The sequence below is a fragment of the Pseudoalteromonas sp. P1-11 genome (assembly GCF_001399995.1).
In the GTDB taxonomy this organism is placed as follows: domain Bacteria; phylum Pseudomonadota; class Gammaproteobacteria; order Enterobacterales; family Alteromonadaceae; genus Pseudoalteromonas; species Pseudoalteromonas atlantica.
In genome coordinates this window covers 558,196-582,827 of sequence record NZ_LJSP01000002.1, presented here as the reverse complement: position 1 = coordinate 582,827, position 24,632 = coordinate 558,196, and the positions used below count along the sequence as shown (strand labels likewise).

The following is a 24,632-nucleotide window of genomic DNA, read 5'->3' as shown; positions in this document are numbered from 1 at the left end:
AATTTTAATCCTCAAAGCTCAATTGGCTTGATGCTGTTAACCGTTTATCAACAAATTTAACCGCTTGTCCTAGTATATATTGCATCTACATTTTCAATGCATAAACTTATAATCAGATAAAATTTATTTGGTTTTTACTATGCATTCACCTCACAAAAAACCTCAAAAAGGCTTTACCTTAATTGAAGTGCTGATTGCGTTTATTATTTTAAGCTTTGGCTTATTAGGCGCTGTTGCACTGCAAGCAAAAGCTAAGCAGGCAAGCTTTGACTCTATGCAGCGCGCAGCCGCGGTAGCGTTAGGAAATGATATTATTCAGCGCATTAGAGCAAATGATACCGCACAGCTAGTTGCTTTATATACGCAAACTTTCACCAGTAAAACATCAACGTCTACCTCTACGGCTTGTTTTAGTGGGTCATGCACTGCAGCGCAAGTTGCAGCCCTTGATTTACAGCAATGGAAACGAGCCATTCGTGCACGCGAAAACACCGGCTCTCTCGATGATGCCACTGTATGTATAAACCCTACGGCTGCAGCAGGTACGGGTGGGCGTGGGTTTAATATTGAAGTAATAGTGTCTTGGCAAGGCCGCCAAGAGTTTAATGCCAATGATGAAACCAAAGCGCTTAAATGCGGTACTGACGATAAAAAACGCCGTTTGGTTGCATTAAATAGCTATATATACCTAAGGAGCTAACATGAGAGATAAAGGTTTTACACTAATAGAAATGATGATTTCATTATTTATTGGTGGGCTTATTTTAGGTGGGGTGATGTTTACCTATATTGGCATGAAAGTAACCACAAAAGACACAATGACAATAGGCGAGTTACAAGAGTCAGGCCGCTTAGCCATTAATATTATGCAGCGCGATATTGAGCAGGTGGGCTTTTGGGGAACTTATTATGATGATTCGTTTACTGCAGCAAACACACAAACATTACCTACCCCCAGTGGTGATTGTTTTGAAGGGCTTAATAACGGCAGCTTTCCAGATTTAGCATCTTCAAGCAATTTCAGAACTATTTATGCAAAAGAAGCCAGTTCAACAAGCGAGCTTAATTGTATAAGTAAGCCAATTGCAGGGACTGACATTTTACAAATCAAGTTTTTACAAGGTGAGCAGCTCACCGTAAATGGCACCACTAATGAAACACAAGCTGATGAAAACTATTTTATAGCTGAGCAAGAAAGCGCTGAGTTTGCTCGAGGCGCTGTAGATTCGGGGAGTTTAAATGTTAATGCCACGGTGTGGCCTTATAGCCATCATGTTTATTACCTCGCAGAGCAAACTTATACAGTAAATAATAAAAGCCTTACAGTACCTGCATTAATGCGTAAACGCTTAAATGGTGCCAGCATGAAGGCCGAAACCATAATGGAGGGCGTTGAAAACATGCGCTTTGTATTTGGTTTAGATACAGACAGTGATAGCCGTGTTGATTCGTACCGAAGCATTGAGGACATGCAGCACTCTGACTGGGAAAACCGCAAAAGTATTCTAACAGTGCAGGTTTTTTTATTAGTTAGAGCATTGCAACCAGATCCGGGCCTTAAGATAAAAAATCAAACATATATTTTAGGTGAAGATGAAGACTCCCGAGAGCTCACTTTTACCGATACTTACAGAAGAACAGTATTCACCACCACTATTCGTTTAAATAACGTGGGAGCAAATTTATGGCGTATCTAAGTAAACACGCAAGCAAACAACAAGGTGTTGTGCTTATTACAGCCCTTATTATGGTCATTGCTGTAACGGGAATTGCCGTTACATTAATGAGCAGCAGTAGTGTAGATATAAAAATTACCAATGCAGCTCAAGAGCGAGAAGTCGCTGAAAATGAGCTTATTGGAGAAGTACAGCGAATGATTTCTGATGAGGCAAGCAAAGGTGCTGCTAATCAGTTTTTTTTAACGCCAGATGAAGTATCAACACATGCAGGCGCAGATGATGAAGGGATGGTAATAGCCACGCACGACGATATGCAAAGCAAAATGATAAACCTAAATCAGGGGGCGCTTGATTTAGAATGCCCACGTCGATTTAATTTTACTGCGGGTATATCGTGTAACATGCTGCAAGTTTCTACCACTATTCAATATGGCTCTAAAGCAAAGCACGAACTTACAATTGTAACAGGTGTAGCTCAAGAAATGGCCAGTATAAGTAAGGGGATTTAGAATGAAATTTAATCTTAATAAGCCATTGGTCTCTTTACTTGGTCTAGCACTGAGCGCCTCAGCATTGGCTGAAGACATAGAGCTTTATGTAAACCACGATGTAGATGTGGAAGAAAAGCCAAGGGTTTTACTTATATTTGATACCTCAGGCAGTATGGCGTTTTCATCTAACACAGGTCTTAGTTGTGGTTTCAATGAAAGTAGTAACCTGTATATTCCTTGCCCAGATAGCCGTCTTGCTGCTGCAAAGACTGCAATGAAAAAAGTAGTGAATGACAATGAAGGGATCGATTTCGGCTTAATGCGTTTTGTAGGAACAGCTGGTGGCTATGTGGTTGAAGGCATAGGAAGCCCGCACTCGGATATTACTTCATCAATCGACAGGCTTCCTGCTAATGGGGGTACGCCATTAGCCGAGACTCTGTGGGAAGCATATCTGTATATTACAGGTGGCGGTTTAGAGTATGCGGAGCCAATAGATCAATCAGATAGAGACACCTCAATCGAAAACGAAGTATTAACTGGAAGAGAGCGTGTTCGTAAATGTAATAGATGGAGATGTTGGAACGAGTGGGAAAATACATATAGTTATAACTATATTTCCCCTTTCGCTGACTCAAATGCAGAGGCAAAACGTTGTGATAATTCAGTAAATATAATTTACATGACGGATGGAGACCCTTCACCCCGATATGTATATGATCGTTGGGGAAGACGTTACATTAACGAAAATAGCGATAATGGCAGTGATGCTTCAATAAGCGCAATACACAATAATTATTTTGGGCAACCTTTGGTCGAGGGGGACTACGTTTATAATAATTATTTGCATCAATTAGCTAAAATAATTCATGGCACCAGTAATACGACAGTTGATTTGTATCCATCAACACCTGATATTCATGAAACAGGCCGCATATACACCATAGGTTTTGGGTCAGGCATGAGTGACGAAGGGCAAGAGTTGTTGCGGCAAACAGCTTTATTAGGTGGCGGTGAAAACTTACCAGCGAGTACACCCGATGAGCTTTCTAACTCGCTAAATAGCGCTATTTCTCGCATTCGTGAAGTTAACGATAGTTTTTCTTCGCCTTCAGTTGCGAGTAACAACGTAGACCAAACACGTAGCCGTGATGCTATTTACTTTGCCATGTTTTACCCAGAAACAAACACTCGATGGGGTGGGAATTTAAAAAAATTAAAAGTATCAGGCAGTGAAATAGTTGACTCTGAAGATAATACAGCGCTTGATTCTGATGGCTTAATAGACACAGATGCTAAAACGTTTTGGCTGCCAGATGGCCAGTCTGCCGATGGTAACTTAGTTGCACAAGGGGGCGTAAACTATCATTTAGCTTCGCTCACAGGGACTCCAGCTGAAGATAGACGCAACCTCTATACAGATAAGCAAGGCGATATAGTTGAGTTTACTACTAATATTGTGAGCGATATTTTAGATTTAGTCACCAATAACCCGATTAGCCTAGCTAGTTTAGATATAAAATGGGCAATGGGGATAGATGTTGACGATGAAGATAACGATGGCTCAAACACCGATCAACGCAGCGATATTTTTGGCGACCCTTTACATTCTAAGCCCGTAGCAATCGACTATGGCAATGACGACATACGTATATTGATTGGTACTAATGCCGGCTTTTTACATATGTTTAAAGACGATGATACCAATAACCAAGTGACCGAAAGCTGGGCGTTCATTCCCTCTGATCTGTACGATATTATTAAGCCTTTACGCAATGAAGACACCGGTAAACTCTACGGGATGGACGGCCCAATCAGTGTTTACTTTAGTGATAAAAGCTTAAATGACGAAGGCATTAACGATGGTATTGTTGATGCAAGCGATGGTGATGACGTGTGGGCATTTGCAGGTATGCGCCGTGGTGGAAAAAACTATTACGCCTTTGATATTACTAACCCCGATCAGCCTAAAAAACTATGGGATAACCCTATAGAAGGCGGTACTGGCGATTTTAAAGAGCTAGCTCAAACGTGGTCAAAACCCCAAATAGCGTACATAAAAGCATTTGGCGATAAGCCATTACTCGTTTTTGGAGCAGGGTACGATACAAATAAAGATGCCGTGGTAAGAAGTGAAGACTCTGTTGGTCGCGGTATTTATATAGTAGAAGCTGAAACAGGTAAAAAAGTGTGGGCTTTAACGCCAAACGAAAATGGATTTAAAGGTAAGCACTCGATTGCAGCAAATGTTTCTACGCTTGATTCAGATTACGATGGTTACATTGATAGAATTTATGCTGCCGATACCGGGGGCGATATTTGGCGTATAGACATGCCAGGCACAAGCTCCAGTAATTTTACGCACTTTAAACTTGCAGAACTAGGTAGCAGTTTAGCAAGCCAAGACCGTCGCTTTTTTTACCAGCCGTTGGTGGCACGTACACTTTATAGCAAAGTAAGTGAAACAACAATTAATGGTGAAACAGTGATTACACGTTTAGATACGCCGTATGACGCTATTGTAATAGGCAGCGGAAATCGCTCAAAACCAACAGGTACAAATGAAGACGATCAGCTGTTTATGATAAGAGATGAAAATACAGTAACTCAGTCATTCACTAGCGCTCCTACAGCGATTAAACCAGCAGATTTAATGCTAATGAACAGCGACCCGTTTGGTAATACACTTGATGATGTAGATAAGTTTGTTGATTTAGAAGTCGATTTAGCCAAATTTAAAGGCTGGCGCTATGAATTAGGCACAGGCGAAAAATCTTTAGCAGCAGCCACAGTGGTGGGCGGTGTCGCTTACTATACAAGCTTTACTCCATCATCAGAAACCTCTACAGAGAACCAATGTTCGTTAAGTGGCGGTGGCGGCTCGTTGTATGCGTTCCATTTACATTATGGCACCAAGGTATATGACGACTTAAAGTTTACCACTAGCTATGATGTACCTGATACACCACAATTGTACTTTGGTGAAAGCCCCTCTTGTGCCGATGGAAATGGCGACGGCTTTTGTGATGATAACCCAACCATTGAAGTGACCGAAGAAAGCCAGTTTTACCTAATTGGGCCGGGAATAAAAGGCGAAGATGCACAAAACCCAATGAAGCCAGTAGAAATAATGGGCCCAGGCTTAACGGTTGTAGATGGTACCGTACAATTAGTGAGTGACGATGATAGTGTAGGGTTTGGCTTTAAAACCCAACAAACCTATATTTATAAACGTGAAGAAAATGATGAAATTGATGATTAAGGAATGTTAATGAATAAACAAGCACGCGGATTCACGTTGATAGAGTTAATGATAGCCGTAGCTATTGTAGGTATTTTAGCCTCAATAGCACTGCCTAATTATACTGAGTATGTAAAACGCTCTTCTCGAGCCGAGGCCGCAGCGGCGCTTTTAGACGCTGCAAACAAACAAGAGCAGTACTTTGTAGATAATCGTGAGTACACAGAGACATTCTCAGACTTAGGTATACAAGAAACCACAGAAAACGGCCATTTTAAGCTGTCGATTGATGTGGGTGATGACGATAATACGTTTACAATTACTGCAAAACCTATTGCGGGTGCTGTAAAAGGGGATACTGATTGTAAAGAGATTTCAATTACTGATATCGGTTTAAAAGGTGCAGAAGGTACTAAAGGAGATTCCGATGTTGGTTATTGTTGGGGCCGATAGTTCGAGCTACTTTTTCTGACATTTATCAGTTGATTTAATACGTATACGGCCTGTTTGACTGACAGATAAAGCCAGCCCCTCAAGGTTGGCTTTATCTTTATTTGGGCAATATATAAATGTTCCATTTTGAAAACCATTTAAAGAGCCGTCGGGCCGAAAGGTAATTGCACTTCGGGGGTATTGAATAGAATCTGCATCATGGATTTTTTCAAATGTGCTTATTAATAAGTCGTCGGTGTCTAATGAGGTAGATTTGTCGTTATCAATAAACAGCGACATTTTCCCATCCCACTCATCTTTAGTGCATTGATTATCTTTTAAAGCACACAAAGTAACATAAGTGCCATTTTCAATGGCGTAAAGGCGGCCATAATTAATGTTTCTGTGTAGCAAACTAACATGATTGTCGGCTCGGGTTTTTGCTAAAAAATCAGGAAAAACCGATAGAGAAATTTGGCTAACAATACTCACAATAGCAATTGATGCCATTAATTCTAAAAGCGTATAGCCAGCCTGAGTTTGGGTAGATAACCTCATCCCTGAAGCCCTGAATTAAAAAATGTATTAGCTCAGTGTAGTAAATGATACGAATATGACAAGATATGGCTGTCTGTTTTTTTAATCACAATCCTCGGTGGTGTCACCAAGGTAAAAAGCAGTGCCAGATACTGATACATTTAGCGCTTTATTGTTTTGATTATCATTATTGGGGCAATATACAAAGCCAGAAAAGTTATCGCTGTTGCTTAGGGTTGTTGTAATGCGCCCACTAGTATTAAAGCGAAGGCTACTATTCCCAGTAAATTTAACCTTGTCGATACTATTTATTTGCTCCATTGTGCGTAAAATAGTGTCTTTTTGCCAGTTATATATTCCGTTATTATTGGTATCTACAAAGAGAGTAATTATGGACTCCCCCCCCCAAGAGCTCTGGCATTTAAAGTATCGATTACTCTCAACTTGATTTATAGGAGCTGGGCATATGATAACAATCTCATCTGTACTGGCGGCTTGGGCACGAGCAAAGCTAATATTGCGTTTTAGCTCAAGCAAAAAATTCTCAGCGCGGTTTTCTTCAAGCATATCGCTACTGTCCCAAAGAGCTATAGAGGCGATAATACCGACTATGGCTACTGCCACCATGAGCTCTAATAAAGTTAAACCGGTTTGGAATTTTTTCATATTATTTATACCCACTACATTTGTTATTATTATAGCTAGTTGAGAAAGATTTATAATTCAGACTTATAAATAATTATACCACGCTTGGTTGTTTTATCATCGAATTCAATTGCTTTGTTTGCTATGAACTCCATGATTGTCTAAAATCGAGGCAACTAAAGCTTTAATAAGTAGTGAGCATGAAAAAAATAGAAGCAATCATCAAACCGTTTAAGTTAGACGACGTACGCGAAGCCCTATCAGATGTAGGTATCACGGGTATGACTGTAAGTGAAGTAAAAGGTTTTGGTCGTCAAAAAGGTCACACAGAACTTTACCGTGGCGCTGAGTACATGGTGGATTTTTTACCTAAGGTAAAACTTGATATTGTGCTAACCGATGAAGATGTTGAACGCGCTATAGAAGTAATAGTAAAAACAGCGCAAACAGGCAAAATTGGTGATGGTAAAATATTTGTCACAGATGTTGAGCGTGTAGTACGTATACGCACCGCAGAAGAAGACGAAGAAGCAATTTAATTATAGTAATAAGCGCATAAATAAAAAGGCTGCAAATAATGTTATTTGCAGCCTTTTTTTGTAAATACTATTTAATACCAATCAGCAATAATAATTGAGTATTTTAAGGGGCTAAGCCTCACGCTAAGTGCGTTAAAACGCTTGTTAAGAACACCTAAATAGCAATTTTTTACTTACTAAACAATGTTTTTACCCCAAAGAAAATTACTTAATTAAATGAATTAGTATCAATAATATTACTGTTTTTCAGCATGTTCTTCACGCGCTTCTTCAATTTCTTCGGCGATTTCTTGCGCTTTTTGCTTCGTTTTTTCGGTTAATTCACCCGCTGCTTCTTTGCTTTTTATCCATGCATCAACGGCAATCTCTTTGCCATCGTCGTACATGTCTAAGCCCATTGCTTTACTTTGTTCAAGCAGCTCATTTAATGACTCATCATTTTTAAGCTCTGTGGCTTTATCTTTTACATCGTTCCATGTATCACCAAGCTGCTCTTGCATTTGCGCGCTTTTATCTTTTGCATCTTCTTGTACTTCCTGAGCATCTTCACAGCCCGTTAGTGTAATTAAAGTGCCTAATAAAGCTAAACCTGCTAATTTGTTCATGTGCTATCTCTCCTTAGAGACAAATAATTAATTCCACTTAATAATAGAACAGCGAAGATGAACACACCTGTAACAACACGCTTAAATTTCAAATTAATGAATGAACACGATTGGCCGCTGCTGCATGAACTAGATCAAGACCCCGCGGTAATGAAATACATAAACCGAGGAACGCCTTCGACATTAAAACAAATTAAAGAAATAGGGATCCCCAGAATGCTTGCCTATAAAAATGCAAACAAAGGCTGGGGGCTGTGGAAAATCACCCTTAAAAAAGAGGACTTTTTTATAGGGTGGGTGCTGATTAGGCCTATGCACTTTTTTACTCAAACTCCCGATTTTACAAATATTGAAATAGGGTGGCGCTTTAAGCAATCTAGTTGGGGACAGGGTTATGCAACGGAGGCGGCTAGTGCATTATGTAACGCCTTAAAAATGCAGCCAGAGATAAAAACACTATCGGCAATGGCACTGGCCGATAATAAAGCCTCAATTAGCGTCATGCAAAAGCTGGGATTTACCTGGGTTAAAAACTATATACACACTGATGAACAAGGCGATTTGGATGCCGTTTTATACGCAAAGGCGTTATAGCATACAAAAAATTACTTGTATAAACATTGACCTAACATTCTATGGTATGCATAAATGAGCCAAGCGATATTCAAATAATAAAGTAAGGATGTTTTATGGGGTTATTCTTTCGACCAAGCCGGCTCATTGTTAAGAGTGTGTTGATTACACACTTTTGTATATTTAGCGTGCAGGCGGAGCAAGTTACTAAAAGCGCTGTCGCAATGCCTGACTCGTTTAGTGCAGATACAGCACAAGCTATTTTAGAACAAGGTGGAAATGCCGTTGATGCGGCTATTGCTGCGCAATTTGTATTAGCGGTAACGCTTCCAGAAGCTGGAAATATTGGCGGGGGAGGCTTTATGCTTATACAAAAAGAGGGAAAAGGCGACTTTATAGACTATCGCGAAACGGCTCCCCAAGCAGCGCACAGAGATATGTATTTAGATGCCAAGGGCGATGTAATTAAAAACAAGTCAATTTATGGTATTCACGCAAGTGGTGTACCAGGGAGCGTAGCCGGTATGTGGCTGGCCCATCAAAAACACGGCACCTTAAAATGGCAAGCATTAGTACAGCCAGCGGTTACCTTAGCAGAGCAAGGCTTTAAAGTGCCGCCCAAATTGGCTCAAGGGGTCGCACGATACATTGCTCATCTAGACAAACAAAATATAAATGTAAATTTTAAACACTATTTTGCAGATATAAAAGCAAATCAGATTTTTAAACAGCCTGAGCTAGCCGCCACTTTAAAGCGCATAAGAGATAACGGCCAAGACGGGTTTTATAAAGGCGAAACAGCCCGCATTATTGCCAACTTTATGCACCAGCACGGCGGCATTATTAACCAAACTGATTTGGCTAATTACACGGCTGTGTCGCGCACGCCGCTTAAAGCTAACTGGAACGGTTATGAAGTATTAACCTCTCCACCGCCAAGCTCTGGCGGAATAGCTATTTTGCAGTGGCTAAAAATGTTTGAGCTTAAAAAAAGTGAAATGGGGCTGGTACATAACTCTACTCAATACGTACATTTACTTGCTGAAATAGGTAAACGTGTGTTTGCCGATAGAGCAGAGTACTTGGGTGATCCGGACTTTTTTGATGTACCAGTGACTGAGCTTACTCATATTGATTACCTAAAAGCGCGCAGTAAAGATATTTCTTTAACAGCTATTTCAACCACCGAAAACATTAAACCAGGCCTCAAAGAAAGTGAGCAAACCACGCATTTTTCTATTATTGATAAAATGGGTAATGCAGTGGCCAATACCACAACGATTAATTTAAGCTTTGGCAGTGGCGTTGTGGTTGAAGGGGCAGGCTTTATATTAAATGACGAAATGGACGACTTTAGCGCTAAACCAGGGGTAATGAACGCCTTTGGTGCGCTCGGCGGTAAAGCCAATGAAATCCAGCCACAAAAGCGTATGCTTAGCTCAATGTCGCCAACCATACTGCTCAAAAACAACAGCGTTAAAATGGTCACAGGCTCGCCTGGGGGCACAACAATTATTAGCTCGGTGTATCAATCTATTTTAAATGCGGTTGAATTTAACATGGGCGCCAACGATATTGTTAATAGCACGCGGTTTCATCATCAGTTATGGCCTAAAAACGTGATCAGAACACACGCAGGGCTCAGTGAAAACACTCAAGCTGAACTTATAAAAATGGGCTACACACTGGATGAGCGCCGTTTTGGCGATTTGCAGGTTATTGTAAATAAAGACGGTGAGTTACAAGCAGCTTCTCAGGCTACAGGCCGTGGTGAGTCTCGGGTATTTTAACATTTTTAACTAACCCCTTTAAGCTAAAGGGGTTAGTTTTGTTATTAACCAATAGCGGGTACTAATCCCAACATTTGCATAAATTGGGCGACAATAATTACAATGCCGCACAGCCCAGCCACCGCTAATCCCATATTACCACTTCGCACTTGATATCCCGTTTGAGGGCCCGATTTACGCTGCCTATACACCATAGAAACCGGTAAAAATATTGCTAATACCACAAGGGCGATGGCTGCATAGCCTAGCGCCATTATAAATCCCTGAGGGTAAAATAACGCAAACCCTAAAGGGGGAATAAAAGTAATTAGTGCGGTTTTTATTCTTTCTGACTTGGTGTCGCCTTTATTAAATGCATCAGCAAAAAAATCAAATAACCCTAAGCTAACACCTAAAAAAGAGGTGGCCAATGCTAAGTCGGCAAACAGTGTAACAGCGCTTGTTACCTGCGGATTATGCGCAATATTTGCCACACTCTCTACAAAGCCTGTTAAGCCATTACTATTGAGTAAATCACTTTGCTGCATAATCCCTTGGCTAAGCAGTTGCCAAAAAATATAAATCACTAAAGGTAAAGCAGCCCCTGCAATCATTACCTTACGCAATACTTTTGTTTCCAGCCCCACATACTTAACAATTGACGGAATAGAGCCATGAAAACCAAATGAGGTAAAAATAACGGGTAAGGCAGATAAAATCAGCCCTTGCTCAACGGGCATTTCAAGTAAGTGCTTACCTTGTACATAGGGTGTAAGCATATAAAACAAGCTGCCTAGTACTAAAATTTTAATCGTAAATAACACGCGGTTAAGTTTATCTACTTTACTGGTGCCTAAAGTAACCACGCTACCTATTACAATGGCTAAAACAATAGAGGCAATTTGGGGCGCTATGTTTATGCTCAAATCACTACTAATACGCGACTGCAACTGCGCGCCCCCCCCGGCTATATAGGCTGCGCACAGAGCGTAAAACAAAAATATCATCGAAAAGTTAGCAACGTACTGGCCGCGTTTTCCTAACCAGCGCTTTGCTAAGGTGTTTAACGTTGCATCTCTAGGGGCGTATTGGTGGAGCTCTAGCATTAATAAAGCGGTGTAGGTCATCAGTAACCAACTGGCTATTATCAGTGCAAGCGCGGTATTAAATCCAAGCCCTGCAGAGGCTATTGGCAATGCCAGCATACCTGCGCCTATGGTGGTGCCTGCAACAATTAACATGCTGCCTATTGTTTTATTTTTAAGCACTTAACTATCCTAAAATGTGTGAGAGGCACTCAAGATATAACTAGTTACTTAAAACATAAATAGTTTTGTAATAAATGCCGGTAAATAATAATGTAACTATGAATTTACAGCTGTATTTAGACGTTTATATATGTACTGCGTATTACTTTCGCGCGTATAATTTACTTTAATAGGGTTTCTACCTCCTCAGTGCAAAGGATGGCGTGTGCCAGTTAAATTATCTTATTTACTACTTGTCATTATTTGGTGTACTACGCCTTTAGGTATTGTATGGAGCAGTGAAACTGTAGCACCAACCCTCGCCGTTTTAATGCGCATGATTATAGGCTTATTTGTTGCTGGGTTAATTGTTGCTATAGCCAATATTCGTGTACCTTGGAGCAAAAACGCGTTTACGTTATATGCATACTCCAGTTTGGGTATTTTTGGCGGTATGTCATTAAGTTACATGGCTGCTACCACAGTACCTTCAGGTATTATTTCATTAGTGTTTGGCCTTGCGCCTATTCTCTCTGGTTTTTTAGCACAAAGGTTACTTAATGAGCCTAAATTTAGCCCTATTAAATTAATAGCGCTGAGCTGTGCATTAATAGGCCTTTATTTTGTAAGTTATAACCAGCTACAAACCTCACAAACTCAGGGCATAGGGCTGATGTATGTGTTATTGGCGGTTACTTTATTTAGTCTCAGTGGGGTGATGATCAAACGTGTAAAAATTGCTATTCACCCTATGGCAACCACTTTTGGAGCGCTGGTTTTTGTTACTCCTTTATTCGGGCTGCTGTGGTGGCTGGTAGATGGGCAAATAAGTATGGATTATTGGAGTCCTCGCTCGTTATGGAGTATTGCGTATTTAGGTATTTTTGGCTCGATTGTAGGGGCTTTAGCGTATTTTCATGTATTACAAAAGTTAAACGCCAGTACTGTAGCCTTAAGTAGTTTAATAACACCAAGTTTTGCATTAGCGCTAGGCGCATTACTTAATAACGAGCCTTTAAGTCAGGAGCTCATTATAGGAGCCATAATTATATTTTTGAGCCTAACGTTTTTTCAGTTTGGCGATAAGCTCATAAAGCGGCGAAGCTTTAGCTAGCTGTTTAGGGCGGTTACATTTTTGCTATTTGAATAATTAAACGACGGTTTTTATTTCGCCCTAAAATATTTTCGTTAGTATCAACAAAACGTTTTTCACCTAGGCCTGTGGTTTGTACTTTGCCCTCATCAACACCTAAGCTGACCATATAATCTTTTATAGCTTTAGCACGCTTACGCGATAAATCTAAGTTATTCCAACGGCCACCGTAGCTATCGGTATACGAATCAATACTTATAGACTCAATACTGGTATCATTTTTTAAATACTCAGCAATTTTATCTAAGCGCTTTTGCGACTCTTTAGTGAGCTTACTGCTATTTGATTGGTAGTTCATTACAGTAAATGAAATATCTTCAAAGCTGTATGGTAAAAGTTCATCGCGGCACTGTAAAAACGCCCAATAGGCTTGTTTAAAATTAACGCTTGAAATACCAACGGCAATTTTGTCGGCACTATTTTGCCAGTCCTGGTAGTAAAAGGTAGGATGAAACCCTTTTTCAAGTTCAGTTAGCATTTCCCATGCGGTTTTATTACCAAGCTCACCATCAAACTTTTTAAGTAACTTCATCGTGGTTATATCACGCGCGGGCAGGCCTGAACGCCATGCTGGTGGCACCGCCTTTAAACCGGCTATATCGTAATTGTCGGGGCGCACAACCATATCTAGATTAAAAGTTAGGTTTTTGTTTTTACTGGCCGATGCCTTAAATATGGCCTCACCGTAGTAGGGCACTTCGTGGTTTAATTGACACTGTAAGCGCGTTGTTTTTATAACTTCCCAATTGGAGTTATCTTGATTTGCGCTGTATTGGCGCATAGCAGCTTGCGATGAATAACTCATCAAGGCGGTGCCAAGGCTTACGCTAATAAAAAACAACTTACACTTCATAAAACGCTCCGGTTAATCTACTAAGCCAATATTTTGGCGTACGGCTAAAGTAGGGCTCTATACCAACTTAATTAAAAACATAATCTTGGTATCGTATTAAATAGCCCGCTCACTGCGTTAAACTTACTGATGTAAAACAAAGCTATAAATAATTTTCGCCTTGTTATTGCGCTATTTTCTAGGCGCCATACTAGTATCCGTAATTTAATGCGATGGGAATTAATAACAGCCAATACAATTAGCAGTTATTTAAAAGCAAATAGCATGCCTACAATATATTAATTAAATAATTTATAAAGCCCTAGCCGAGTAGCCCCCAATTTTGACATAATAGTGAGCTTATCCTCATAAACCAAGAAGACTATGGCAAATACTGAGCAAACACTTTTCGCACAACGCTTTCGCGGCTTTTTTCCTGTTGTTATTGATGTAGAAACCGCCGGCTTTAATAAAGAAACCGACGCCTTACTTGAAATTGCCGTATCAATTTTAAAAATGGATGACGAAGGGTTACTCAGCATAGATCATACCGTTCATTTTCATGTAGAGCCTTTTGAAGGCGCTAATATTGAACAAGCCGCAATTGAATTTAACGGCATAGACCCGTTTAGCCCGTTGCGCGGCGCTGTACCAGAAGACGAAGCAATTAAAGAAATTTGTAAAGCAGTACGTAAAGCGCAAAAAGCTGCTGGGTGTCAACGCTCAGTTGTAGTGGCACATAATGCAGCCTTTGATCATGGCTTTTTAAATGCAGCCATTGAGCGTAACAATATTAAGCGTACGCCATTTCATCCATTTGTGAGTTTCGACACAACCTCGCTTGCAGGGTTAGCTTTAGGCCAAACAGTACTGGCTAAAGCATGTAGAGCCGCGGGGATTGAGTTTGATAACAGCCAAGCACACTCAGCACTTTACGATACAGAACGCACAGCAGAACTATATTGTTTAATAGTAAATCGTTGGCAAGAACTAGGGGGCTGGCCATTAGCGCCACTACCTGAAAGTGACGCCCAAGAAACTGAAAACACCGAAGAGGATACTAAAACGACTGAGTGATTTTTCCCTCAGAAAGTTTTACTAAGTGGGGTGGGTAAATACGCGAAAACTGTTTTGTGTCTTTTGCTATTTTAAGCTCCACACCTGGGTGCATTATTTCGTTAATTTTAAGTCGGCTAGTTGCCAATAGCTGAGAAATTTTTTGCTTCACCAATCTTTTTTGACGTTGTACGTGCATAGCGCGGGTTTTTATATGCTGCTCATTAGCGGCAATTTTATCTAGTAGTTGTTGGCGTTGAGCAGCAACTGGAATTTTTATCGCTTTTTCTTTAGCTTGTTTAAGTGCAGATGTTTTACTTGCTAACACTTTTTCAAAATCAATTATTTGAGACTGCTTTGAGCGCAGCTCATGCCAGTTTTGAGCTAAAAACACACGGGTCTTAGTCCCTGCCGGCGCACCTAGTTCACCTGTTTCTATACGCATAGCATCAAGAATATTGCCCCCAATTATTTTGCCGCGAGGGTTACCTGCTTTACCCACACGTATTAAGCGCCTTGCACTTAAATTACAATGCAATGCTTGGCGTTCTATAAATAAATCTTGCGCACTTTTAATATTGCAGTACTGGGCATAACCAATAGAAATAGTACGCTGGGCTGAAATTTCGCAAGTAAATGCTTCTTCATTTTCACGCTTACGGCCAATAGCGCCGAGCATAATAGTTACCGCGCTTTGACTTTCAATCGTGCCTGATTCAACAAACCCCAATACAGTAATATCGCCATTGGCTTTAACCCGCATACCGTCTTTTACATCACCAGAGATAATTACACTGCCATCAAAATCAACGTGGCCTGTACTTACATCTACATTATGAAAACACAAAACATCGTCAACCCGCATGCCTCTAGGTAAGGCCACAGGCACACCTTTACAATCAGCGATGAGCATGTTTGGGTTATTAGGATCTATTTTTGTGCCTTCAAAGGGCTGTAATTGGTGTTCTTTACCAGGCGTTGCCTTGATCATATCGCCAAAAACCGTATAGCCATCTTCACCTGGAGTAGCTGCTACTCGCTGCATTAAAGGGGTGCCGGGCTTTACCGTAATAATCGCGCCAAGGTCTTTCATATCGACCTTGCCACCTTCTTTTGCTTGGGGGCTAAGTACGCGGTCTTGCGCTGTAGAGCAAAGGCGAACAAACCTCGCATCACTACCTTCTTTAGGGTTTCGGCCATGAGCCACAATAGCGCTGTATGATGTACCTGCAGGGTGAGAAAACTGCTGACCTAAAAACGTATCAAGTGCGCGAGGGCTAATGCCTTTTTTTACACCGGCTTTAACTAAAGCTGCTTGAGCTGCCTCCATAGAGAGTAATGCGCCGCCTTTGGCCGTGGTAAGCGTTGCCTCTGCAACCATGTTTTTTTCATCAACGTTAATAACAATGCTCGCGTCCGTGGCTTTGGCAATTACTAATGATTCTTGCTGATAATTTTTACTCGGTGAAAATAACTTACCAATATTGCTAGAGAGTACTTCAAACTCGCAATAATCCGACTGTTCAAGTAGCTCAATAAGTTGAGCACTCGTCACCGGAAATCCATTATCAATAGGGTGTGCTGATAACGCCAGCTCACCCGTTTGTTCATTAAATAAAAAAACCGACATTTATAAATTCCCTACGTAATATGCCTGTTATTATGATTATTACTTTTACTACTAAAGCCTTATAGCTAGTGTAAAATTTAACTCCTTATTTGAGCACAACTTGACCGACATGTTAAGTAAATGTTCAGTATTTGTTTGCTTTTTTACAAACTTGTGCTTGTTTACTGTTCAGTTGATTCAGTTAGCTAAAATAAAAGTGTCACACCCCTTGAGTATCAGTCGTTTACTCAGTTATACTGCCCTCACTGAAAGAAATTCATATTTCAGGGGCTGATTAGGATTCGACGGAATTCAAGAAGCCTGAGGTGCATGTCGAGGTGCGGTTTGCCTCGTAAAAAAGCCGCAATTTAAAGTAATCGCAAACGACGATAACTACTCTCTAGCAGCTTAGGCTGGCTAGCGCTCCTTCCATGTATTCTTGTGGACTGGATTTTGGAGTGTCACCCTAACACCTGATCGCGACGGAAACCCTGGCCGGGGTTGAAGCGTTAAAACTAAGCGGCCTCGCCTTTATCTACCGTGTTTGTCCGGGATTTAAAGGTTAATTAAATGACAATACTAAACATGTAGTACCGACGGTCGAGGCTTTTCGGACGGGGGTTCAAATCCCCCCAGCTCCACCAATACAGGTATTTAAGTTCGTTACTTAAAAACCATAAAAAACCGCCAATTTGAGCAATCAGATTGGCGGTTTTTTTATGGTTTTAATTTATTATTTGCTTGCAGTGGCTAGCTTCATTTTTATCGACCTTACTTTCATTTTAATACTAATAATAATAAGCGTTAAAAACGACATTAAGCTAATTAGTAGAGTTAAATCTAATATCGGTGACTTGGCGAGTTGTGTGTTTGTAGGTGTGACGGGCAAAGCGTCAGGCTTATTTTGTTGTTGCCTAATGTAGCTTTGGCTTATCCAATCAACGGCGTTTATCCATTGAATTTTATCAGGGTTATCATTACCAAGCTTGCTCATTACATGGGCGTCGTTATTAAGCGATTTAGCAAGGTTAATTAACTGCTCCCAAAATACATGTTCAGTGCCTAGCGCATCTATTTCTTGTAGGTGCTGCTTTAACCTTTCTGCGCCCATACTGTTTATATTTGGTTGCTTTAGAATTTTTGCGTAACTGTTTATATGCGTTGAAAAACGAGCAAAATAGCTATCAATTTTTTGCTGCGCCCCTTGGTTAAGCTCATCTGTGTTGTGGGTGTTAGGCAAGGTGACTTCTGGGTACTTTTTTTGATTTGCTAAGTACTGCTTATAATGAACGTAATTTAATGTTGTTGAGGGCGAAGCTGATGAGCTGTCTATCATACTCATTTTAAGTGTGTTAAAGCTTATTACTGCTGAGTAAATAAGGCAGATGAATAATAAGCTATAACAAAAAAATAATGCGCTTTGCAGTGCTAATTTGGGCAAGGCGGTTGGGCTATTTACGCCGGACTTTTTAATGCTGGTTATTGTATTAGCTATGTTTTTTACTGCTGGCTCATTGCGAGCAACAACCAGTTTAGTACCCGCGGCACTTTGGGGTGCCCTTACACTTGCGTGCGGTTCTACTTTGGTGATTAAACCAAAACTTTTTAGTTTAGATTCTGTTTTAACTGCATCAATACTCGATAGGTCTTTGACGAGTGCGTAGGCTCGGCCATCAAATAATTTTACAGCGACATTATGGGGAATTTTTAAAAACTGACAGAGTTGCTCTTGTACGGTACTAATGTCAGCATTTTGGTGTAACTGACCATTAAAAATAATTTTAAATGAGGCGCTCACGCTATGTCCTTATTCGTGCAACTTCCATTGAGGAATTTTTATTATTGTTTTATACACGGCATTAACGTACCAGATAAAATAAGGGGTTTCTAGTATTTAGCCTTATTAAACTAGTAAAAAAGCCTGAACAAAATTTACTCTGTTGAGTTTTTAACGCATTGTTTTGTGGTGGTTTTAGTGGAAGTACTTGTTTTTCATGTTGTTTTATTAGGAACGCGGTGTGTAGGCTTTTATAAAGCGATTTAAACGTGTTGTTTACATTTAATAAATATAGTGAAGCAAGGAAGGGCGCGTGCGATTTAGCATTTAAATACGTTGCCCTTTGTAAGGGGGTTTACAAAGGGCAACCAGAGTGTTTATTTTACAGCTGCTTTAATGGGCGTTTCGCCGTCAAATAGTTCAAAAACACGGTTGCCATTAAATGCGTTAGTAGCAATATGTAATAGGGCATTAGCAACGTTTTCGCGGCTAATTTTAGCTTTAGAACGATCGTTTGGACGCTCGGTGGTTACTTTCATTGAGGCGCTTTCATCGGTCAGCCCACCTGGGCGCACTATGGTGTAGTTTAAGCCACTGTTGATAAGGTGCTCATCGGCCATATGTTTGGCAACTAAGTAAGGTTTTAAGTCGCTTTCAATTGAGTCTGGATCGTCAGCGCCAATAGAGCTAATCATAATAAAATGCTTTACGCCATGCTCTTTAGCATACGTTGCTGCTTTGGTGGCTGCCCATAAATCAATTAGCACGGTTTTATCTGTGCCTGTACTCCCGCCAGAGCCAGCAGCAAAAATAACTTGATCGCAATCTTTTAACGCATCAGAAAAATCGCCTTCGAGATCTTGCTCCACAATGGTTAAAAATGGACTATCTAAATCATCTAACTTACTTTTATCACGCACTAATGCAGATACATTTTGCTCATTGTTTAAAAGCAACTTGGTTGCCATTTTACCAATTTGTCCGCTAGCGCCAATAATTAGGGTCTTACTCATAATTAATTCCTTCTCAATATAGTGTAAAGGTATTTAGTACAAATAGACCTTGGGGTAGGCATTCGTTTTTAAAGGGTAAAACGCTGTTTTTCTCTACAAAGTGGTTATTTAAAAGTAAATAAAAATTGAGTCTGAACTGAGCATGAAAATTAGCCGCTTTTTACTGTGTTTATTCAATCATTATGCTGACTTCGGTAACATAATTATGATGGTATAAACTGATGCGAACAGCATGGTTTTGGTAGTTATAGTAAAGGGTGCGGTAGCTATTATCGCCTTTGCTGTTAATGGGGTCACCAAGGGCCTGCTGATAAAATTTAGAAATAGCATCAATAGAAGCAGCTAAATACCCTGTTCTAACCAGCGGGTATTCGCCAGTTACATCCATGGTAGTGATGAATTCTTCAGGTAAGGGGATGGCGGTTACGTCTTGGCTAAATGTGTTAAACGATAAAGCGGCGAGTAATGTTACAGCACAGGTTAAAGCTTTCATTGTTATCCTTTTATTGATACCCATCCGCATTCATACATATGGTGCGCATTGGTTATATAATACCAGTGCGCAATAATACTTAATCATTTTGCGGTGCTAACCGTGTCGCTACCTGTTTTAAAAAATTCTTATTTAGAACAACTAAATAGCGAACTTTTTACCTAGCTATCAACACGTTTTTTCTGCCTCAAAATTGATCACTTAATTAAGCGGATTGGTATAAATTCCTTTTATAGTTATTATTTTACGCAAAAAATGAATGATGTCATTTAAATTTTATTTCGTATTAAATCACGTACTATAAAACGCGCAGGGTGAATGGCCTGGCTTACACGCTCGCTGAGTGGGCGTGGTTCATTATTTAACGTGCTAATAAAGTGCTCGCTTAATAACGGAGCGCTGCATAATGCGCGCGCTCCAAATCCGGTAAAAATATGTAAGCCTTGTTGTGGCTTGCATAGAGGTGAGTATTGATAGCGTTTACCTAGGCGTAAATTAGCAAAGGCGGTGCTGTAATCGCTTTGCTCACACCATTGTCCTGCCATTGGTAAGTGATCTATAAACGTGCAGCGCACAGCTGCTTTGGCACAGGTGATGTTACCTAATGTGGTGGCAAAGTCGCTTTGATGGTAAAAGCTAAGTAGTTGCTCATGGTTTAGCTGGTTGTCTTTGTCTGTAACGGCGCGACTTTTTGTGTTTTTTTCAAATGTAGCGCCCATACAGTGTTTACCTAAATAGGCGGGGGTAAAATAACCTTTATGGCACAACACGGTTTTAAGCTGTTTAGATTGTTCACTCGCTTGAATATGCGATACTTGACCACGTACCCCTACAATAGGTAATGCGTTTGTTTGTTCAAACGCATCGCTATGCTCACCTGCACATATTATTACATCACTAAAAGGGCCATATTGGGTATGCTTGTGGGTTAAATACCAGCCTGCATCGGTTTTAGTAAGTTGCTGTATATGGCAATTAAAATAGCTATTAATAGGGTTAAGGCTATTGGCCGCTTTTAGCATTGCCTCAACTAGCTGGGGTGGGTTTACCCAACCGCCTTGCTCAAAATAAACGCCGGGGTAGCCGGTTTTTACGCCTGCCAGTTTATCTCCTTGCTCTACAGTTACATTGCGCATTAAGGCTGGAGGCCATAACTGTTTTTGTTCTAAGTTTTGATGTTTATCGGCAAGAGGCTTTTTTACCGCATGTTGCAGTACACCGCACCAGCTATAATCAAAATTAAAGCCGTTTTTTAGTAGTTGTTGGTAACTGCGTTTAGCGTATAAAAAACTGTGCGCAAATAATTCACTATGAGGTGAGTTTTTAGCTTGCAGATGGGGGTAAACCGCGCCTTGTACGTTATGTGAAGCACCCATAGCTGGTTTTTCATCATGGCAAAATAGGCTACTTTTAATGCCACGCTTAGCCAAACTGTGCAAAATACAGCTACTCGCAATCCCACCGCCAATTACAGCAACATGCTCTAGTTTGGCTGGGGGTTGTTCAAAGTACGGGGGCGATGACTGTGCACTATTAGCGTGTGCTAATTGGCCTATCAGCATTTCGCGTTTACGGCCAAAGCCTTTCGCTTTTTGCATGCTAAAGCCTGCAGCTATTAAGCCTCGGCGTACAAAGCCTGCAGCGGTAAATGTGGCAAGTGTTGCATGCTTGCGTGATATATCAACCATGGCATTAAACACACTTTGTTGCCACATGTCAGGGTTTTTACTCGGTGCAAAGCCATCTAAAAACCATGCATCGACCACCCCTGATTGCGGGTAGCTCATTGCATTTATTGAATCAAGCACGTCGCCAAAATACAAATCAAGTATAACTTGGCCGTTATTAAATTCTATGCGATGACAGCCGCCTAAATTTATAGGGTAATGTGTTATTAATTCATCACTAAGCTTGTTTAATGTTGGCCACGCTTGCAGTGCTTTTTTTAGATCATCAGCATTAAGCGGGTATTTTTCAAATGAAATAAAATGCAATCGTTTAACCCGTTTGTCTACTTGATTTTGAACTTGTTGATTGGCAAGGTGGTCATTAAAGTGTTGCCATGCATTTAAAAAGTTTAAACCAGTACCAAAACCGGTTTCGGCAATAACAAAATGCGTTTGGTCATGATTTTGTAACCGCGCCTGTATATTGTTTTGTTGATAAAACACGTAATGCGATTCAGCAAGGCCGTCGTCATTAGAAAAATAAACATCGTCAAAGTTATCGGCTACCGGTGTGCCTACTTCATTAAAGTGTATTTGGGCGTTTTTTATCATGACTTATTAAATTTTTAGACAGTATTTTTTAATTATTTTACGGGTTTTCTTTGAAATAGTCTGGCGTTATTTATAAGCTATTAAATTCAGAGTACAGGTGTACGCTAGAAAGCTGACCACTTAACATCAAAAAACAGCGTAAAATACACAGTAATTTAGTATCAAGCTAAGGGAATTACCCATGAGAAGAGCCGTAATTACGGGTATCGGTGTTGTATCAAGCATCGGTAATAACAAACAAGAAGTATTAGAGTCACTAAAAGCGGGCAAAAGCGGTATTGCTTTTAACCAAGAATTTGCCGATTACAACTTACGTAGTAATGTATCGGGCAAAATTGATATTGATGTTAAAGAACACGTAGACCGTAAAGCAATGCGCTTTATGGGTGATGCTGCTGCTTACTCTTATATTTCTATGAAGCAAGCAATTGAAGATGCTGGCTTATCTGATGAGGAAGTATCTAATGAGCGCACGGGTTTATTAGTTGGCTCTGGTGGTGGCTCTTCAAAGTGGCAAGTAGAAGCGGCCGATATTTTGCGCGAAAAAGGCGTAAAGCGTGTAGGTCCTTATATGGTTCCGCGTACGATGGCAAGCACGACATCGGCTTGTTTAGCAACGCCATTTAAAATTAAAGGCGTTAATTATTCTATAAGTTCTGCGTGTGCAACATCTGCACATTGTATTGGCCACGCTGTTGAGCAAATTCAATTAGGCAAGCAAGATGTTATTTTTGCCGGTGGTGGTGAAGAGCTCCACTGGACTCTTGCAATGGAATTTGACGCAATGGGCGCGTTATCTACCAAATATAACGAAACACCAGAAAAAGCATCTCGTACGTACGATGCAAACCGCGATGGTTTTGTTATTTCTGCTGGTGGCGGTATTGTTGTAGTAGAAGAGCTTGAGCATGCACTTGCTCGTGGCGCACATATTTACGCAGAAATTGTAGGCTACGGTGCTACATCTGATGGCTACGACATGGTAGCACCTTCAGGTGAAGGCGCAGTACGCTGTATGCGCCAAGCAATGCAAGGCGTTGATACACCAATTGATTATTTAAACACGCACGGTACATCTACGCCGGTAGGCGATGTTAAAGAGCTAGGCGCTATTCAAGAAGTATTTGGTGGTAACTCGCCGCTTATTAGTGCGACTAAATCATTAACGGGTCACGCACTAGGTGCTGCGGGTGTTCACGAAGCTATTTTCTCAATTTTAATGATGGAAAACGACTTTGTAGCGCCATCTATTAACGTAGATGAGCTAGATGAGCAAGCACAAGGCCTTAACATTGTAACTGAGCGCCGTGATGCACAGCTTAATACTGTTATGTCTAATAGCTTCGGTTTTGGTGGTACAAACGCCACATTAGTTATGAGCAAATATAAAGGTTAATTCGTTTTCTCTTTATAGTGATTAAAAGCCGAGCATTGCTCGGCTTTTTAGTTTGTGTAATGGCTCGGTTGTTCGTTACAATAGCGCCTCATTTTGCCATACGGACTCCCCAATGAAGATTCTTGCCGATCAAAACATGCCTTTAGTTGAGCAGTATTTTGCAGACTTTGGTGAGGTAACGCGCTTTGATGGACGAAACTTAACACCCGATGCGTTAATTGATGTTAATGTATTACTTACGCGTTCGGTTACTAAAGTAAACAGTGACTTGCTTGCCCACGCTAATAAATTAAGCTTTGTAGGTACCGCCACTATTGGTGTTGATCATATAGATACTCAGTTACTAAACGATAAAGGTATTGCCTTTAGTAGTGCCCCTGGCTGCAATGCAATTGCGGTGGCTGAGTATGTAATAAGTAGCTTGTTTGCCTTAAGCCAAGAAAACGCAGCCCCTTTAAGTGGTCAAACAATAGGTATTGTTGGGGTGGGTAACATTGGCAGCTGTTTAGCACAAAAACTAAAAGCACTTAATGTTGATGTTTTATTATGTGACCCAATTAAACATGAGCAGGGCTTATTAGCCGAGCATGTTGAGCTTGACGAACTACTTGAGCGCGTAGATGCGGTTACCTTTCATGTACCGCTGATTAAAACCGGTGAGCACAAAACGCATCATTTAATTGATGAAAAACGCCTTAAAGCGTTAAAGCCTGGGTTAGCAGTTATAAATGCGAGCCGTGGAGAAGTAATTGATAATCAAGCTTTGTTATCGGTTATGGAGCAAGGGGCAGACTTAGATTTGGTTTTGGATGTTTGGGAAAACGAGCCTAACATTTTAATTCCATTGCTTGATCATGTGCGCTATGCCAGCGTGCACATTGCTGGCCATACCCTTGAAGGAAAAGCCCGCGGCACACAAATGCTGTACCAAGCATTGTGTAAATTAAAAGGCGTAACCGCAGAAAAATCTCTTGCTGATTTTTTACCACAACCTGCTGTTACAAGCCTAAGTTTACAAAGCAGCTTTACTGAGGCTGATATTGCGCGTTTAGTGCATTTAATTTACGACATACGCCGTGATGATGGCATTTTGCTGCGCAACTTAGCAAAAGACGGGTTTGATAGTTTACGTAAAAACTACCCAGTAAGGCGTGAGTTTAGCACTTTAACGGTAAAAGGGAGTGCACAGCATACAGATGCACTCGCTCAGCTTGGCTTTAACACCGCAAACTAATTTAACTAGTAGTGTTGTTTTAACACTGCTTA

The 24,632-nt window shown here is 40.6% G+C and carries 22 protein-coding genes and 1 other RNA gene; 13 read left to right on the top strand and 10 right to left on the bottom strand.

Annotated features, from left to right (window positions below; genetic code table 11):
* Positions 1 to 139: 139 nt before the first annotated feature.
* Genes pilV through AN390_RS05290 form a run of 5 tightly spaced genes read left to right on the top strand, consistent with a single transcriptional unit; the run spans position 140 to position 5,864 of the window.
* The gene (pilV, locus tag AN390_RS05310; RefSeq protein WP_024032271.1) at positions 140 to 700 is read left to right on the top strand and encodes a type IV pilus modification protein PilV; all 561 of its coding nucleotides are present in this window, start codon (positions 140 to 142) and stop codon (positions 698 to 700) included.
* Between the two features lies 1 nt (position 701).
* Positions 702 to 1,697, top strand: coding sequence for a PilW family protein (locus AN390_RS05305; RefSeq protein WP_055253141.1), 996 nt, complete (start codon positions 702 to 704; stop codon positions 1,695 to 1,697).
* Complete coding sequence (locus AN390_RS05300; RefSeq protein WP_055253140.1) at positions 1,685 to 2,188, top strand: hypothetical protein; 504 nt, start codon at positions 1,685 to 1,687, stop codon at positions 2,186 to 2,188. Before AN390_RS05305 ends, AN390_RS05300 begins: the two co-directional genes overlap by 13 nt.
* Position 2,189: 1 nt before the next feature.
* Positions 2,190 to 5,432, top strand: a complete 3,243-nt coding sequence (locus tag AN390_RS05295) for a PilC/PilY family type IV pilus protein (protein ID WP_055253139.1) — start codon at positions 2,190 to 2,192, stop codon at positions 5,430 to 5,432.
* A gap of 9 nt (positions 5,433 to 5,441) precedes the next feature.
* Positions 5,442 to 5,864: a type IV pilin protein gene (locus AN390_RS05290; RefSeq protein WP_055253138.1), complete on the top strand. Its 423-nt coding sequence runs from the start codon at positions 5,442 to 5,444 to the stop codon at positions 5,862 to 5,864.
* A 6-nt stretch (positions 5,865 to 5,870) separates the two neighbouring features.
* Here AN390_RS05290 and AN390_RS05285 read toward each other — a convergent pair whose 3' ends face one another.
* Positions 5,871 to 6,401 (bottom strand): GspH/FimT family pseudopilin, encoded by a 531-nt coding sequence (locus AN390_RS05285; RefSeq protein ID WP_054983037.1) that lies wholly within the window; start codon positions 6,399 to 6,401, stop codon positions 5,871 to 5,873.
* Between the two features lie 81 nt (positions 6,402 to 6,482).
* Entirely contained in the window at positions 6,483 to 7,046 is a 564-nt protein-coding gene (locus AN390_RS05280) for a GspH/FimT family pseudopilin (RefSeq protein ID WP_054983038.1), read from the bottom strand.
* A 179-nt stretch (positions 7,047 to 7,225) separates the two neighbouring features.
* On the opposite strand from AN390_RS05280, the gene AN390_RS05275 reads away from it, so the two are divergent.
* On the top strand, positions 7,226 to 7,564 hold the full coding sequence (locus AN390_RS05275; RefSeq protein ID WP_004588371.1) for a P-II family nitrogen regulator: 339 nt from the start codon (positions 7,226 to 7,228) through the stop codon (positions 7,562 to 7,564).
* 236 nt (positions 7,565 to 7,800) lie between these two features.
* Here AN390_RS05275 and AN390_RS05270 read toward each other — a convergent pair whose 3' ends face one another.
* A complete protein-coding gene (locus AN390_RS05270; protein ID WP_024032265.1) occupies positions 7,801 to 8,169 on the bottom strand; it encodes a hypothetical protein in 369 nt (122 codons plus the stop codon).
* 57 nt (positions 8,170 to 8,226) lie between these two features.
* On the opposite strand from AN390_RS05270, the gene AN390_RS05265 reads away from it, so the two are divergent.
* Together AN390_RS05265 and ggt are read left to right on the top strand one after the other, a co-directional pair.
* The gene (locus tag AN390_RS05265) at positions 8,227 to 8,763 is read left to right on the top strand and encodes a GNAT family N-acetyltransferase (RefSeq protein ID WP_055253137.1); all 537 of its coding nucleotides are present in this window, start codon (positions 8,227 to 8,229) and stop codon (positions 8,761 to 8,763) included.
* A gap of 95 nt (positions 8,764 to 8,858) precedes the next feature.
* On the top strand, positions 8,859 to 10,532 hold the full coding sequence (ggt, locus tag AN390_RS05260; protein WP_055253136.1) for a gamma-glutamyltransferase: 1,674 nt from the start codon (positions 8,859 to 8,861) through the stop codon (positions 10,530 to 10,532).
* Between the two features lie 44 nt (positions 10,533 to 10,576).
* Here ggt and AN390_RS05255 read toward each other — a convergent pair whose 3' ends face one another.
* Positions 10,577 to 11,779 (bottom strand): aromatic amino acid transport family protein, encoded by a 1,203-nt coding sequence (locus AN390_RS05255; RefSeq protein WP_095206728.1) that lies wholly within the window; start codon positions 11,777 to 11,779, stop codon positions 10,577 to 10,579.
* 205 nt (positions 11,780 to 11,984) lie between these two features.
* Here AN390_RS05255 and AN390_RS05250 point away from each other — a divergent pair, with 205 nt between their 5' ends.
* Complete coding sequence (locus AN390_RS05250; RefSeq protein WP_055253135.1) at positions 11,985 to 12,872, top strand: DMT family transporter; 888 nt, start codon at positions 11,985 to 11,987, stop codon at positions 12,870 to 12,872.
* Between the two features lie 13 nt (positions 12,873 to 12,885).
* Here the strand turns inward: AN390_RS05250 and AN390_RS05245 are convergent, their stop codons facing one another.
* A complete protein-coding gene (locus tag AN390_RS05245) occupies positions 12,886 to 13,764 on the bottom strand; it encodes an OmpA family protein (protein WP_024032261.1) in 879 nt (292 codons plus the stop codon).
* Positions 13,765 to 14,127: 363 nt separating this feature from the next.
* Here AN390_RS05245 and rnt point away from each other — a divergent pair, with 363 nt between their 5' ends.
* A complete protein-coding gene (gene rnt, locus AN390_RS05240) occupies positions 14,128 to 14,820 on the top strand; it encodes a ribonuclease T (RefSeq protein ID WP_029774102.1) in 693 nt (230 codons plus the stop codon).
* On the opposite strand, the gene AN390_RS05235 is transcribed toward rnt, so the two are convergent.
* Entirely contained in the window at positions 14,804 to 16,429 is a 1,626-nt protein-coding gene (locus tag AN390_RS05235) for a DUF342 domain-containing protein (RefSeq protein WP_055253134.1), read from the bottom strand. The two genes, rnt and AN390_RS05235, sit on opposite strands and share 17 nt — an antisense overlap.
* Before the next feature lie 266 nt (positions 16,430 to 16,695).
* Between AN390_RS05235 and ssrA the strand changes: the two genes are divergently transcribed.
* Positions 16,696 to 17,052: a transfer-messenger RNA gene (gene ssrA, locus AN390_RS19595) on the top strand.
* Between the two features lie 89 nt (positions 17,053 to 17,141).
* Here the strand turns inward: ssrA and AN390_RS05230 are convergent.
* From AN390_RS05230 to mnmC, 4 genes are all read right to left on the bottom strand, one after another.
* Complete coding sequence (locus AN390_RS05230) at positions 17,142 to 18,206, bottom strand: hypothetical protein (RefSeq protein ID WP_055253133.1); 1,065 nt, start codon at positions 18,204 to 18,206, stop codon at positions 17,142 to 17,144.
* A gap of 356 nt (positions 18,207 to 18,562) precedes the next feature.
* Entirely contained in the window at positions 18,563 to 19,198 is a 636-nt protein-coding gene (locus tag AN390_RS05225) for an NAD(P)-binding oxidoreductase (RefSeq protein ID WP_055253132.1), read from the bottom strand.
* Between the two features lie 169 nt (positions 19,199 to 19,367).
* Positions 19,368 to 19,691 carry a hypothetical protein gene (locus AN390_RS05220; RefSeq protein WP_055253131.1) on the bottom strand — a complete coding sequence of 108 codons (324 nt, stop codon included), beginning with the start codon at positions 19,689 to 19,691 and terminating at the stop codon, positions 19,368 to 19,370.
* 269 nt (positions 19,692 to 19,960) lie between these two features.
* On the bottom strand, positions 19,961 to 21,970 hold the full coding sequence (mnmC, locus tag AN390_RS05215) for a bifunctional tRNA (5-methylaminomethyl-2-thiouridine)(34)-methyltransferase MnmD/FAD-dependent 5-carboxymethylaminomethyl-2-thiouridine(34) oxidoreductase MnmC (RefSeq protein WP_055253130.1): 2,010 nt from the start codon (positions 21,968 to 21,970) through the stop codon (positions 19,961 to 19,963).
* Positions 21,971 to 22,151: 181 nt separating this feature from the next.
* On the opposite strand from mnmC, the gene fabB reads away from it, so the two are divergent.
* Both fabB and AN390_RS05205 read left to right on the top strand, forming a co-directional pair.
* Complete coding sequence (gene fabB, locus AN390_RS05210) at positions 22,152 to 23,366, top strand: beta-ketoacyl-ACP synthase I (RefSeq protein WP_055253129.1); 1,215 nt, start codon at positions 22,152 to 22,154, stop codon at positions 23,364 to 23,366.
* 112 nt (positions 23,367 to 23,478) lie between these two features.
* Positions 23,479 to 24,600: a 4-phosphoerythronate dehydrogenase gene (locus tag AN390_RS05205; RefSeq protein WP_055253128.1), complete on the top strand. Its 1,122-nt coding sequence runs from the start codon at positions 23,479 to 23,481 to the stop codon at positions 24,598 to 24,600.
* Positions 24,601 to 24,632: the final 32 nt, after the last annotated feature.

Coding starts and splice junctions, on each gene's coding strand:
- AN390_RS05235 (WP_055253134.1), bottom strand. CDS start 16,429: ATGTCGGTTTTTTTATTTAATGAACAAACGGGTGAGCTGGCGTTATCA.
- AN390_RS05305 (WP_055253141.1), top strand. CDS start 702: ATGAGAGATAAAGGTTTTACACTAATAGAAATGATGATTTCATTATTT.
- ggt (WP_055253136.1), top strand. CDS start 8,859: ATGGGGTTATTCTTTCGACCAAGCCGGCTCATTGTTAAGAGTGTGTTG.
- fabB (WP_055253129.1), top strand. CDS start 22,152: ATGAGAAGAGCCGTAATTACGGGTATCGGTGTTGTATCAAGCATCGGT.
- AN390_RS05285 (WP_054983037.1), bottom strand. CDS start 6,401: ATGAGGTTATCTACCCAAACTCAGGCTGGCTATACGCTTTTAGAATTA.
- AN390_RS05275 (WP_004588371.1), top strand. CDS start 7,226: ATGAAAAAAATAGAAGCAATCATCAAACCGTTTAAGTTAGACGACGTA.
- AN390_RS05205 (WP_055253128.1), top strand. CDS start 23,479: ATGAAGATTCTTGCCGATCAAAACATGCCTTTAGTTGAGCAGTATTTT.
- AN390_RS05265 (WP_055253137.1), top strand. CDS start 8,227: ATGAACACACCTGTAACAACACGCTTAAATTTCAAATTAATGAATGAA.
- AN390_RS05290 (WP_055253138.1), top strand. CDS start 5,442: ATGAATAAACAAGCACGCGGATTCACGTTGATAGAGTTAATGATAGCC.
- mnmC (WP_055253130.1), bottom strand. CDS start 21,970: ATGATAAAAAACGCCCAAATACACTTTAATGAAGTAGGCACACCGGTA.
- AN390_RS05280 (WP_054983038.1), bottom strand. CDS start 7,046: ATGAAAAAATTCCAAACCGGTTTAACTTTATTAGAGCTCATGGTGGCA.
- AN390_RS05245 (WP_024032261.1), bottom strand. CDS start 13,764: ATGAAGTGTAAGTTGTTTTTTATTAGCGTAAGCCTTGGCACCGCCTTG.
- AN390_RS05270 (WP_024032265.1), bottom strand. CDS start 8,169: ATGAACAAATTAGCAGGTTTAGCTTTATTAGGCACTTTAATTACACTA.
- AN390_RS05220 (WP_055253131.1), bottom strand. CDS start 19,691: ATGAAAGCTTTAACCTGTGCTGTAACATTACTCGCCGCTTTATCGTTT.
- AN390_RS05300 (WP_055253140.1), top strand. CDS start 1,685: ATGGCGTATCTAAGTAAACACGCAAGCAAACAACAAGGTGTTGTGCTT.
- AN390_RS05295 (WP_055253139.1), top strand. CDS start 2,190: ATGAAATTTAATCTTAATAAGCCATTGGTCTCTTTACTTGGTCTAGCA.
- pilV (WP_024032271.1), top strand. CDS start 140: ATGCATTCACCTCACAAAAAACCTCAAAAAGGCTTTACCTTAATTGAA.
- AN390_RS05225 (WP_055253132.1), bottom strand. CDS start 19,198: ATGAGTAAGACCCTAATTATTGGCGCTAGCGGACAAATTGGTAAAATG.
- rnt (WP_029774102.1), top strand. CDS start 14,128: ATGGCAAATACTGAGCAAACACTTTTCGCACAACGCTTTCGCGGCTTT.